This window comes from Belliella pelovolcani (assembly GCF_900156785.1).
Lineage (GTDB): Bacteria > Bacteroidota > Bacteroidia > Cytophagales > Cyclobacteriaceae > Belliella > Belliella pelovolcani.
On record NZ_FTOP01000010.1, the window covers coordinates 45,408 to 59,085 of the forward strand.

A 13,678-nucleotide genomic window follows, 5' to 3' on the forward strand; every position below is an offset into this window, starting at 1 on the left:
TAACAAAAAAGTAGGTTGGAGAGTCTACCCCCAACCTACTTTTTTTTTACAAAAGGAAATTATTACCACCTTAACATAAAGATATCGGTACCTTCACGCATCAAAGCAATCACCAACCATACCAAGAATATAAGCGGGACTATGATCGAGTAAAATAAAGGCTTTGCCTCCTCACCAAGGTGCATAAATTCCATCATGATATATTTGGCTTTCCAGATTGTCAAGACAATAAAGAGGAAATAAAGTAAAAGTCCTCTATCCATAGTGAAAGCCATCAAGAATTCAACCGCAGTGATCGCCAATAGGATCCCGGCTGTTTTCCAGATTTTCATAATTTTAGCATTATCTCTAGGAATTACTTCCAAGCTAGTTTTATTTTCTTGTGCTGCCATAATAAATATGCTTATAAGTTCTTTAGATTAAGTAGAAGAAGGTAAATACAAATACCCATACAAGATCAACAAAGTGCCAATAAAGACCGATTTTTTCAATCATTTCATAATGACCTCTTCTTTCATATACCCCGACTGCTGCTTGGTAGAATGCTAAGAATAACAATACTACACCAATTGTAACGTGGAAACCATGAAAACCTGTAATGAAGAAGAAGAGCTGAGCAAAAGCCGCAGGACCATATTCATTCACCACCAAATTGGCTCCATAGATGGTTTCTGTAACAACTTGATTGAGTGAGTTTACATAAGTCAATACAGCTCCGTTATCAGAACCGTGGATAAAGTGTGACCACTCCCATGCTTGACAACTAAGGAATGTAATTCCACCAAGCAAAGTCCAAAGCATCCATTTGACTACATCATCTTTATCATTTCTATGACCTGCTTCTACCGCCAAAACCATAGTAACTGAACTCATAATCAAAATAAAAGTCATCAATCCTACAAAGACCAAAGGCATATGAACCCCATGAAAAAATGGGAAAGCATCAAACACTAATTCTGGGATAGGCCAATATTCATTGGAGCCTTGGAAAGCATCCATAGTACCTGAGTAAGCAGGATAGCTCACGCGAATCGCAGCGTAAGTAATCAAAAATGCGGCAAATGTAAAGATATCTGAAAGTAGGAAAAACCACATCATGAGTTTCCCATAACTGGCTTTTAGAGGTTCATTACCACCTCCCCAGATTCCTCTTTTGGAGCTAACTCCGATCGCTGTTGCAGTCGTCGACATATGAATTAAATTAACTTTATATTTAATGATTAAGTTGCAAGAACATAAATAAGTATAACCAAAGACCTCCTAAGAAATGCCAATAAGTCACGCACATCTCCATTGGAGTCATAGATTGAGAATGTACTTTATATCTAAAGGACGAAATTAATACAATAATTAGAAATATCACACCGCTGATCAAGTGTAATGCATGCAATCCTGTAAAAACATATAAGAATGATCCTGCGGGATTACCCACAAAATACACATCCTTATCTACTAAAGCTACCCAACTGTACCATTGGCCAATTAGAAAAAGAATTCCTAATATGACCGCTATTGACATCCCCAGCCTTACTTGGACAAGCTCATCTTTTTTAGCAGATACATATGCCCAATGAAGAAATATACTGCTCAGTATCACAATGCCTGAAGTATAATAGAATATATCAGGTAAGGTAAATTCCAACCAGTTTCCCTCGGACTGCCTTACTATGTAAGCACTTGTCAGCGCTGCGAAAATCATCACAACTGTCACCATAAACAACCAAAGTGCAAACTTCTTTGGATGCATGGAAATTGGTTGTTCCGCTCCTTCTATGTATGCGAATTTTTCCTCCATCTTAAACCTTATCTAATAAATACGCAATTTGAACTATTGGGAGATACAAAAATGAACCAAACATGATCTTCAAAGCTGATTTTCTTGAACAATCTCTCATCAACGAAAAGGTCTGAGCTAAGAAAAGTACACCACAAACTGTCGCTACTATTCCTGAGTTAATCCCTGTTAAGCCAAAATAAGTAGGCAACAACCCAAGTGGGAGTAAAAACAAGGTATAGATCATAATTTGAATCGCCGTGTTGAGATCCTTCTTACCACCTGAGGGCAATAATTTGAACCCTGCCTTTTTGTAATCTTCATCACTTACCCAGGCTATGGCCCAGAAATGAGGGAATTGCCAAACAAATTGAATTCCGAAAATAATCAAGGCTTCATGCGAAATCATACCCGTAGCGGCAGTCCATCCCAATAGCGGAGGCATAGCTCCAGGAATTGCTCCAACAAAAACTGCGATAGGCCCAACCCTTTTCAGTGGGGTGTAAACAAAAACATAAAGAATCATACTTAATACTCCCAAAGCAGTAGTCAAGGGATTGGTAAATAACCAAAGTATGCTCACCCCAATGAAACCTACTATTGTAGTAAACCAATAAGCCTCTGATAGTGATATTTGTTTTAAAGGAAGAGGTCTATTTTGAGTTCGCTTCATAAGCTTATCATAATCTCTTTCCCATATTTCGTTAGCAGCTCCTGAAGCACCACTAATTAGAAAACCACCAATCATCAGGGCGAAGAATCTACCCCAAGAAAAAACAACTCCAGAATCTCCTAGAATAAACCCAAACACCGCAGAGAAAGTAACCAATGCACTCAGCCTGAATTTAATCAATTCGTAATATGCCTTTGCTCTAAAAGCAATTGCATCGAACAGTGTGTTTTCAACAATATTTAAAGTCCTCATGAACTAACTGTATCTATTTTTAATTTATTCTGATCAAAAAGGTTCAATAACAATAAGAATTGAATCCCTATAATCAGTCCACCCAATAAAAGGTGTATAGGCTGTAGGAAGGCAGGAATAGCAAAATAAGCCATGCCAACTCCCGTCAATATTTCAAATACAATTACTATAAATAGTAATTGAGATAATTTGAAGATTCCAGAATTACGAAGTGAGTATTTATAAACCTTATAAATAAATAACAGATGAATCCCTAACAACAACAAGGAATAAGACCTATGTATAAGAAAAGGCAATCCCAGCTGTTCAATCCAAGTTCCTCTCAACAAATTGCCCATCGCTGTAGCAACTTGATCGATTTCTTCTCTCACCTGCGTACCCAAGACTATTTGAACTATCATGAGTACAAAACCGACCAATAAAATCACGGAAAGTCTTTTGGATTTCTCTGTTCTTAACTTAATCTCCTTACCAATATGATGTGCTCTGAAATGTATGTAGATTAATATACAAACCAAGAACAGTGCTAACAGCATATGTATGGTAATCATCCAAGTAAGCAAATTGGTAGAGACTACAATGGAACCTATCCAACCAATAAACAAAACGAGGATTAAACTGCCGACAGATAAAATAGGTATTGCTTTATCTTGACTCCATAAAGGAAAAGATTTGTAAACAGTAAGTATAATCAAAAGACCAATGATGACGCCTATTAAGCGATTTACATATTCTATCCAAGTTTTAGTAGCATTAAACTCCTCCTCAATTAGAATAGACTTATCATTTCTTATCTCTTCTGCCTTATTCGCAAAACCTAATTTCTCTAAGCTAGCTACAAAGCGATCATTTTTTTGGAGCCGCTTTTCAAGGTATATTTCCTGATAATCATTTGGGAGCTGATTCACGCTCGTAGGCGGAATCCAGCTCCCAAAGCATTTAGGCCAATCGGGACAACCCATACCAGAACCGGTACTTCTGACAATCCCACCAACCAATATCAGAAAATAAACAGCTATCACAGTGATCAAAGAGATTCTGCGAAAGCTGCTAATTGATTTAAGATTCTTTTGATTCATTTGCTACCAACACTTCCTCTTCTTCTGCAATAATTTCCTTCTCCAGTTTAACCAATTCCTGTTCATGAGGAAGGTTAGATTCAGGAGTAGCAGACAATGGAACTGTTTGCATAATGAAGTCTTCTTTCGCACCTGGCTTGGAATAATCATATGGCCATCTGTATACTGCTGGAATTTCACCAGGCCAGTTGCCATGTCCAGGGAACAATGGAGTCGTCCATTCTAACGTAGTAGATCTCCATGGATTCAAGCTAGCTTTTCTTCCTCTGTACATACTGTAGAAGAAATTGAACAAGAAGATGAACTGAGCTGCAAAGGTTATAATAGCAGCAGCTGATACAAACATGTTCAAATCAGTATACATATTAGAGAATTCAAAGTTCGTCCAAGAATAATATCTTCTCGGGAAACCTGCGATTCCAATGTAGTGCATAGGGAAGAATACCAAGTATACACCCACAAAAGTCAACCAGAAATGGATATAACCTAATCTAGCATCCATCATTCTACCAAACATTTTAGGGAACCAGTGGTAAACACCAGCCATCAATCCAAAGAAAGAAGCAGACCCCATTACAAGGTGGAAGTGAGCAACCACGAAATAAGTATCGTGCAATTGAATATCAATTGCAGAATTACCTAAGAAGATACCTGTCAAACCACCTGAAATAAAGAATGAAACTAACCCAATGGAGAATAGCATTGCAGGTGTAAAGATCAAGTTACCTCTCCATAGTGTAGTCAGGTAATTAAATACTTTTACAGCAGATGGAATAGCAATAATCAATGTCAAGAACATGAAAATTGACCCCAAGAATGGATTCATTCCTGATACGAACATGTGGTGAGCCCATACTACAAAAGATAGAATAGTAATCCCCAACATTGAAATAATCATGGCCTTGTAACCAAAAATTGGTTTTCTGGAATTCGTGGCAATAACTTCTGAAGTGATACCTAATGCTGGCAACAATACAATGTATACTTCAGGGTGTCCAAGGAACCAGAATAAATGTTGATAAAGAACTGGGCTACCACCAGTATTAGGCAAAGCACCTTCGCCAGAAATGTATATATCTGACAAATAAAATGAAGTACCAAAGCTTCTATCGAATACTAATAGCAAAGCAGCAGCAAAAAGAACTGGGAATGATAACAATCCAATAACAGCTGTTAAGAAGAACGCCCAGATGGTCAAAGGAAGTCTAGAAAAAGACATACCTTTTGTTCTCAAATTAATAACAGTAGTGATATAGTTGATGCCTCCCAATAAAGATGAAGCAATGAAGAATGTCATAGCAATCAACCATAGCGTCATACCCATACCTGAACCTGGAATAGCTTGCTCCAAAGCGGACAATGGAGGATATACGACCCAACCACCACCAGCAGGTCCATTCTCAAGGAAAAGAGAAATAAACATGATCACACCTGACACAAAGAAGAACCAGTAAGATAGCATGTTCATAAACCCGGAAGCCATATCTCTAGCTCCAATCTGAAGTGGAATCAAGAAGTTAGAAAATGTTCCACTCAAACCAGCTGTCAATACAAAGAATACCATGATGGTACCATGCATAGTAACTAATGCTAAGTAGAAGTTTGGATCAAGTTTTCCTGCATCATCAATCCATCCACCAAGTAAAGGCTTTAGGAAGGTTAGATCCATATCAGGAAAACCTAATTGAAGTCTAAATAAAATAGATAGAAAACCACCGATCAATGCCCAGAAAATACCAGTAACCAAGAATTGCTTACCGATCATTTTATGGTCAGTACTAAATATATACTTCGTGATGAAGTTATCGTGATGCTCGTGATCATGATCATGATCAGTAGCGCCATGTGTAGCTAAGTTAGCTGTTGCCATAATTATACTTATTTAATTACTTATATTCTCCGATAGTGATATCGGCCAATTCTTTCAAATCAGAAGGTAAATTTTCAACCAGTGCCGGATTATTGACAATATATGGTTTTTGTTCCTTCAACCATTCCTGATATTCTGCAGGTTCAACCACTCTAATCTCTCTTCTCATGGAGAAGTGACCTCTACCACAGATCTCAGTACAAGCAATCTCATAGACAAATTCATCATCACCCAATTCTTGACGCATTTCTGCAGTGGTCTTGGTAGGAGTAAACCAGAATCTTGTTGGCATACCAGGAACCGCATCCATTTTCAACCTCATGTGAGGAGCAAATACTGAATGCAAAACATCCCTTGCTCTAATTTTAAATAATACTGGTTCGCCTTTAGGAATGACTACAACTGGAGAAGTAAAATCATCTAATGCATTACGATCAGAAAAGTCAACTCCAGAGGGATTATTTACTTCATTAACTAATCTGTAATCATGATCACCAAGAACATTATCCAAACCAGGGTATCTGACCTCCCAAGCGAACTGGTACCCCATAATTTCGACGACATGCGCATTCTCAGGTGCAGGAGCTGTAATATCAGACCAAGCTTTCCATCCACCAATCACGAGAATAGCAAGAACAACAGCTGGAACTACTGTCCATATTACCTCTAGTTTGTTATTGTCAGGGTAGAAAGTCGCCTTTCGTTTTTCATTATACTGATATTTGTATGGAAAAATGAAAAGGAGAATGTGAGTAATTATAAATACAATACCAGTTACTGCCATTGTAATCCAAAATAACTGATCTGTAACAGCGCCATGCTCGGATCCTAAAGGTAGATTGTAATTATCAAACTCTTTAATTGAATACCAAAACATCAACCCTCCAGCTCCGATAAGGAATACTACAAACAATAAAGCATTCACCTTATTGCTACTTGAAGCAATCTTTTTATCAGAACCTTTTACAACTGAAACCAGGGTTTGTATTCTGTAAACCATCCATATCAAGGATAGCAACAACAAAACACCAACTGCAATAAGAAATCCGTACATAATTTTTACTTTTTCGGATAAATATTAAATGTGATGATGATAAGACTCTTCAAGCATTGGGTGATTTTTGGCTACCAAATTTTTGCCGGCTAGTGATTTAAACACTACGAATGCAAATGCGGAACCAAATATCAATAACATTCCAATTTCCATCAAACCAAATCCACCATTGTGACCTAAAGTGCCTGGCTGAACCATCAAGAAGAAATCAAACCAATGACCTAAGATAATCAAAGAACAAACTACTTTAAGGAAAACACCATGTCTCTTTGAATCACGTGTCATAAGAACAAGGAAGGGCAGCACAAAGTTTAGTGCTAGGTTTACAAAAATAAACGGGCTATACACGTCACTTTGTAATCTTTCAACGAAGTATACTGATTCCTCAGGAATATTGGCATAATAGATCAATAGGAATTGAGAAAACCAGATATATGTCCAGAAAATAGAGAATGCAAACACAAATTTGCCTAGGTCATGAATATGGTTTTCATTAACCATTTCCAAATAACCCTTACCTTTTAGAAACAGTGTAATCAACGTAATCACCGAAAGGCCTGCTACAAACCAAGATGCAAATACATACCAACCAAACATGGTAGAAAACCAGTGAGTATCAATAGACATAATCCAATCCCAAGCAGCTATAGACGATGAAACAGCAAATAATACCAAGAAAATTGCTGACCACTTTCTGATATTAGACCAGTCATGAGAACCTGAAAGATTATCCTCCGCAAAAGATAGGTTCTTCAATTTATTAAAGAAGAAAACCCAAATTCCAAAGAATGCAATCATTCTGATGATAAAGAAAATAGGGAATGAACCTTTCTCCATAGGCCAATAAAAGTATGCACCTTTACCATCTATGATATAATCATATTGAGGATCATTCTTATCAAACAAATAGCTATGGGTCCAGTGAAATAAATCATGACTAGCAACAAAAAAGGTCACAATCATTAAAACACCAGCAATCGGTAACCAATTACCTAGTGATAACATCACTCTAAGGATACCAGTAGACCATCCAGCTTGAGCAGCATACTGTATTGCGAAGAAGAAAACTCCGATGACAGCAATACCAGTGAAATAAACATTGTTGATCCAAAGGTTTGCAAAAACCCTATGATACCAGTGATATGCATGACCACTAGCCTCAGCAGCTTCATCATGATGACCACCAAACAAAGATGTAATAACTCCAACAGCGAATAAAGCAACACCAAGACCCAAAACAGTCATGATGGTCTTCTTCAAAGAAGCTGTAAAATCAAATTTTTGATCTAGATTATAATTTGATACCTGCGCCATGATTATTGCTTCTGAATTTCTTGTTTAACATAGTGAACAATTTTCCAAATTCTTTCCTGTGGAATTTGTGAGCCGTGAGCGCCCATTCTGCCTTTACCTTTCATGATCACATGGAAAATATGACCCTCAGGAAGATTGATATATGCACCACCTTTAAGATTTGCAACACCACCAATCACCTCGCCTGCCTTACCATCTCCTTCTCCTGCTGCTCCATGACAAGCCGAGCAATATTGAAGATAAAGTTGCCTTCCTTCTTCAAGAACTTGATCTGTCAATTCAACAGGATTTTGAATTTCCGCAGCCTTTTCAAGCTCGAAAGCCTTTAATCTGTATGGTAACATCCCATCCTTGGATCTAGGGACAGTATTTTCAACAGGCTCACGCATGTTCATTCTATGCGGATTGTTGATGTTTGAGTTGAAGAACTCTCCCTTTTCATCTTCTCTTGTAGACAACCATTTGCCTTCATCCTCATTGATGATTTGAGTCAATGGTTCGTAAGCTACAGAGTTGTACATCTGAGGAGCGTATTCGTACCCAGGATGATCTCCTGAAGCACTACAAGATGCGAACCCTAAGGCTACACCAGCAGTAGCTAATACATATATGGATCTTATCAATTTCATATTGTCTGAGTTACTATTCAAAACTTTTTTTATTCACTTCTGTAGCACCAGAAGACTTAAGAATATCTCCTATTTTTTCTTCGCCAAGACCTGAATTCGTAGCCAAATCAATAGCCACTACATGCTTATCATCGGTTATTCTTAGATCAAAGATCCTAGGTTGTGCCCAAGGCTTAAGATTAGATGATACGAAGAAAACACCACACATACCGAAAGCAGCAAGGAGAACTGTCAACTCAAAAGTAACTGGGATAAAATCAGGGAAAGCAGCATGATCTTTACCACCGATGATCATCGGCCAATCAATTTTCATCATGTAAAACTGCATGACCAAAGCCAATGTAGTTCCTAGCATTCCGAAAAGAAATGCAGCAATTGGAAGCTTACTTCTTTTATAACCAAGTACATCATCTATACCGTGTACTGGGAAAGGTGAATAAACTTCATGGATCTTCACTCCATTACCTCTTACTTTGGCAATAGCATCTAATAATACATCCTCATCATCAAATACACCGAGGACAAAATTCTTATCTCTTTCCATGATTATTTATTTACTTTTTCTGATGAAGACTTAACAATTGACTTAACCTCTGCCATGTTGATCACTGGGAAGAATTTAGCGAATAACAAGAACAAAGTGAAGAACAAACCGAAGGTGAATAAATATACACCAATATCTGATAACGTTGGATAGAACATTGCCCAAGATGAAGGCAAGAAATCTCTATGAAGTGAAGTTACGATAATCACAAAACGTTCAAACCACATTCCTATATTCACTACCAAAGAAAGGATGAAAGTAGCTACAATTGAAGTTCTAATTTTCTTGAACCAGAATAATTGTGGAGAGATCACATTACAAGTCATCATAGACCAATAAGCCCACCAATAAGGACCAAATGCTCTATTGATGAATGCGTACTGCTCTGCTGCTACACCAGAATACCAAGCTATAAAGAATTCAGTAATATAAGCTATACCTACAATTGAACCAGTAATGATGATTACGATATTCATCAACTCAATATGACCAATCGTAATATAATCCTCAAGTTTGAATACTTTTCTAGTGATGATCATCAAGGTCAATACCATGGCAAAGCCAGAGAAAATCGCACCCGCCACGAAATATGGAGGGAAGATAGTGGTGTGCCAGCCTGGAATTACAGAAGTAGCAAAGTCAAATGATACAATCGTGTGTACAGAAAGTACAAGAGGCGTCGCCAAACCAGCCAAAATCAAAGCAACTGATTCATATCTGCTCCAAGTCTTAGCTGCTCCATCCCAACCAAAGGAAAGTGCTCCATAAATTGTTTTTCTCAAACCAGTAGCTCTATCCCTGATCGTAGCGAAATCTGGAATCAAACCGATGTACCAGAAAACCAATGAAACAGAGAAATAGGTAGAGATTGCAAATACGTCCCAAAGAAGTGGAGAGTTGAAGTTTACCCAAAGAGATCCAAAGGTATTAGGTAGCGGAAGTGCCCAATAAGCACCTAGCCAAGGTCTACCCATGTGAATGACAGGGAACATCGCAGCACAAATAACAGCGAAGATCGTCATTGCTTCTGCTGCTCTGTTGATCGCCATTCTCCATTTCTGTCTGAACAACAACAATACAGCAGAGATCAGCGTACCAGCGTGACCGATACCAACCCACCAAACGAAATTGGTAATATCCCAAGCCCAACCAATGGTTTTATTCAATCCCCACATACCGATACCTTCCCAAAGGGTAGCTACCAGCGCAAGGCTTCCTAACAATAGGGCACCCACTGCAACCAAAAGGCCAAGGATCCAACCAAGAGTTGGTTTACCTTCTACCTGTCTTGATACGTCATGGGTGACGTCTTTTAAGGTTTTACCGCCTGTAATTAGCGGCTCACGTACGGATGAAGTAACCTGCATATCTTATAAAATTATTTATTACGCTTCTGATTTATCCTTATTTCTGATTTTAGTAAAGTACCATACGTTAGGGTTGACATTAACCTCTTCTAACACGTGGTATGCTCGCTCTTCATTTACCTCTTTGGTTGCAGAAAGCGTTTCTTCCTGAATCTTCAAGGTAGCAGTGATCTTACTGTTCGGATCGTTCATGTCTCCAAAAACAATCGCATCAGTCGGACAGGCCGTAGCACAAGCGGTGTTGATTTCTCCATCTTGGATTTTTCTACCTTCTTTTTTGGCAGTCAATTTTCCTGATTGGATTCTCTGAACACACATAGAGCATTTTTCAATTACACCTCTAGCTCTTACCGTTACATCAGGATTCAATACCATTTTACCCATGTCATCATTCTGAGCTACATTGACTGCAGCAAATGATTTATTGTCGTGGTATTTGAACCAGTTGAATCTTCTTACTTTATAAGGACAGTTGTTAGCACAGTACCTTGTACCAATACATCTGTTGTAAGTCATTTGGTTGAGACCCTCAGAAGAGTGTGTAGTCGCAGCCACAGGGCATACTGTCTCACATGGCGCGTTGTTACAGTGCTGACACATCATTGGTTGGAATACTACCTCTGGATTTTCAGCGGCGATTTCCAAACCATCATTATCACCCACTTCAGCATCAGAAGAATAGTATCTATCAATTCTGATCCAAGCCATCTCTCTTCTGTTGAGCACTTCTTGCTTACCTACTACTGCCACGTTGTTTTCAACTTGACAAGCTACAGTACACGCGCCACAACCGATACAAGAGTTCATGTCAATCGCAAGACCCCAGTGGTGTTGGCTATATTGATGACCTTTCCAAAGTGAAATTTTAGAAGGTTTTACAAACTCACCTTCTTTGTAAATTTTAGGCTGATATCTACCTGCATAAGCATTCTCTTTGTATTCAGGAAGGATTGATTCCTGCACGACAAAGTTTCTACCCATATAGGTCTGATGCGTCTGAGTTTGCGCAATTTTATATTTATCAGAGGTCAACTCTACAGTCACACCTTCAGTTACCTCAAAGTTTACAAATCCATTATTAACAGAGAGCAATTCATAAGCATTGATACCGACACCATTAGCTACTCTACCTGCTTTAGTTCTACCATAACCCAATGCTAATCCAACAGTACCGATAGCCTGACCTGGTTGAACTAATACTGGAACTATAATGGACTTATCCCCAATGGTTACTTTGGCTTTTTGAGTTGCTCCTTCGAACATCTTCAAACCATTTTCATTTGCCCACTTTTGAGAAACTGTCAAATAGTTATCCCATGTGGCTTTAGAGATTGGATCAGACATCTCTTGCAACCATGGGTTGTTTGCAAAAGTACCATTACCTATACCTATTTTTGTATAAACAACCAATTCTGTTCCTGCATTATCAGCTTTGTAGGTCCTTGCAACAGCAGCAGCTGCAGCAGAAGCATCACCATTAGCAGTTAAGGTAGAAGAGGTAGATTCTAAGCTATACACGCCGTTGAAAAGTGATCTATCCCAGAATTCTTGAAAATCTGAAGTTTCAGATTGAGCAGCAAAAAGAGAAGCTCTCCAATTTTCTTGTAAGAAATCGTAGTAGTTAGTTTCTTCACCAGCCCAAACCAAAAAAGACTCCTGTGCTTGTCTTGTATCGAAAAGAGGAGAGATTGTAGGCTGAGCAAGAGAGAATTCACCTTTTCTTGGATTGAAATCATTCCAAGACTCTAAGTAATGATGATCAGGAGCTACATACTGCACCAAAGAAGCAGTCTCATCCATAGTGCCATTTGTTGCAATGGATACTTTTGCTTTTTCTATTCCTGAAGCTACCTCAGCACCCCTAACAAAATCATATACAGGATTACAGTTGTAGAAAACTACCCCTCCAACTCTTCCAGCATTCAAATCAGTAACAAACTGATTCATTTTTGCATCATCCCCTTTACGGAAATAAGAAGGAGTAGAGAAGTCTACTGTATTACCATTGTTATTTAGTAAATCATTAATCGCATTGACAATGACTTGAACATTCGGATCATTAGAACCTGAAACTACCAAGGAAGCACCTCGATTAGCCCATAGTTCGTTGGCTGCTTTGTCAAGGTTTGCAACATCAACAGTTGCTGCATTGAATGAAGCAGCACCAGCTTTTCTAGCCAATGCATTGTACAACGCAAGAACAGCCAATCCACTAGCTGATGCTTTCATTGGTGTTCTATAATCAGCATTTGAACCTGTCAAAGAAAGATTGGATTCAAACTGATAATGCCTTGACATTTCAGGCTTCTCTTTGGTAATCTTTCTACCTTTTGCGTATTGCTTTGCAAACTCAATAGGTGAAATCCATGTACCTAGGAAATCTGCACCGAAACTAACAATGACTTTTGCTCTATCAAATCTATAGGTAGGAAGTACAGCATATCCATATACAGTCTCAGCTGCTTTGGTGATACCATAACTTGAAACAGGATCATAAGTAATCACCTCAGCTCCACCAAAAGAATCAGCAAACTTAGCTAAAGCCTTTTCTGTAGAAGGAGAAAGGATAGTATTTGTAACAATTTTAACTGTACCTGCTGCAGCAAGTTTAGATTTCACTTCTGCATCAATTGTAGACCAGTCAGATTTTTCACCATTGATATATGGTCCAGCCAATCTTTGCTTGTCATAAAGAGAAAGTACAGAGGCTTCCACTATAGCGCTGACACCTTTACCGTTGATTGGAGAAAGTTCGTTTCCATCAACTTTTATAGGTCTACCTTCCCTAGTTTTCACTACGACTGCGGCATAATCTCCACCAGAAGCAAAAGTAGAAGCGTAATAGTTTGGTATAGATGGGTTGATATCAACAGGTTTGTTGACATAAGGAATAGCCTTTCTTACGGGAGCTTCACAGGCTGCTAATGATGCAGCCGCCAAGCTAAATCCCATCAACTTGAGGAAGTCTCTTCTTGAAGGTCCTTCTTCACCGTTGGAAGATGATGTAAATTCAGGGAATTCTCTATCAGCATTTTTAACAAACTCAGGATCGTTTGTCAATTGCTCTATTCCTTTCCAATATGTCTTATTATTTTCTTTCATTTTATAGTCAAGAAAAGTAG

12 protein-coding genes are annotated in these 13,678 nt (G+C 38.4%); all 12 read right to left on the reverse strand.

Annotated features, from left to right (window positions below):
* Positions 1–62: 62 nt before the first annotated feature.
* Genes BW935_RS11840 through BW935_RS11895 form a run of 12 tightly spaced genes read right to left on the reverse strand, consistent with a single transcriptional unit; the run spans position 63 to position 13,658 of the window.
* Complete coding sequence (locus BW935_RS11840; RefSeq protein WP_076501750.1) at positions 63–392, reverse strand: cytochrome C oxidase subunit IV family protein; 330 nt, start codon at positions 390–392, stop codon at positions 63–65.
* Between the two features lie 22 nt (positions 393–414).
* A complete protein-coding gene (locus BW935_RS11845) occupies positions 415–1,191 on the reverse strand; it encodes a cytochrome c oxidase subunit 3 (RefSeq protein ID WP_076501751.1) in 777 nt (258 codons plus the stop codon).
* A 22-nt stretch (positions 1,192–1,213) separates the two neighbouring features.
* The gene (locus tag BW935_RS11850; RefSeq protein WP_076501753.1) at positions 1,214–1,795 is read right to left on the reverse strand and encodes a cytochrome c oxidase subunit 3; all 582 of its coding nucleotides are present in this window, start codon (positions 1,793–1,795) and stop codon (positions 1,214–1,216) included.
* A 1-nt stretch (position 1,796) separates the two neighbouring features.
* Positions 1,797–2,699, reverse strand: coding sequence for a heme o synthase (gene cyoE / locus BW935_RS11855; protein WP_076501754.1), 903 nt, complete (start codon positions 2,697–2,699; stop codon positions 1,797–1,799).
* The gene (locus tag BW935_RS11860) at positions 2,696–3,778 is read right to left on the reverse strand and encodes a COX15/CtaA family protein (RefSeq protein WP_076501756.1); all 1,083 of its coding nucleotides are present in this window, start codon (positions 3,776–3,778) and stop codon (positions 2,696–2,698) included. Before BW935_RS11860 ends, cyoE begins: the two co-directional genes overlap by 4 nt.
* A complete protein-coding gene (locus tag BW935_RS11865; protein ID WP_076501757.1) occupies positions 3,759–5,648 on the reverse strand; it encodes a cytochrome c oxidase subunit I in 1,890 nt (629 codons plus the stop codon). Before BW935_RS11865 ends, BW935_RS11860 begins: the two co-directional genes overlap by 20 nt.
* Before the next feature lie 16 nt (positions 5,649–5,664).
* Positions 5,665–6,702 carry a cytochrome c oxidase subunit II gene (locus BW935_RS11870; protein ID WP_076501759.1) on the reverse strand — a complete coding sequence of 346 codons (1,038 nt, stop codon included), beginning with the start codon at positions 6,700–6,702 and terminating at the stop codon, positions 5,665–5,667.
* A 24-nt stretch (positions 6,703–6,726) separates the two neighbouring features.
* Entirely contained in the window at positions 6,727–8,016 is a 1,290-nt protein-coding gene (locus BW935_RS11875) for a quinol:cytochrome C oxidoreductase (protein ID WP_076501760.1), read from the reverse strand.
* A gap of 2 nt (positions 8,017–8,018) precedes the next feature.
* The gene (locus BW935_RS11880; protein WP_076501762.1) at positions 8,019–8,645 is read right to left on the reverse strand and encodes a c-type cytochrome; all 627 of its coding nucleotides are present in this window, start codon (positions 8,643–8,645) and stop codon (positions 8,019–8,021) included.
* Between the two features lie 13 nt (positions 8,646–8,658).
* Complete coding sequence (locus BW935_RS11885; protein ID WP_076501763.1) at positions 8,659–9,189, reverse strand: DUF3341 domain-containing protein; 531 nt, start codon at positions 9,187–9,189, stop codon at positions 8,659–8,661.
* Between the two features lie 2 nt (positions 9,190–9,191).
* Entirely contained in the window at positions 9,192–10,556 is a 1,365-nt protein-coding gene (gene nrfD / locus BW935_RS11890; RefSeq protein ID WP_076501765.1) for an NrfD/PsrC family molybdoenzyme membrane anchor subunit, read from the reverse strand.
* Positions 10,557–10,574: 18 nt separating this feature from the next.
* Positions 10,575–13,658, reverse strand: coding sequence for a TAT-variant-translocated molybdopterin oxidoreductase (locus BW935_RS11895; RefSeq protein WP_076501766.1), 3,084 nt, complete (start codon positions 13,656–13,658; stop codon positions 10,575–10,577).
* Positions 13,659–13,678: the final 20 nt, after the last annotated feature.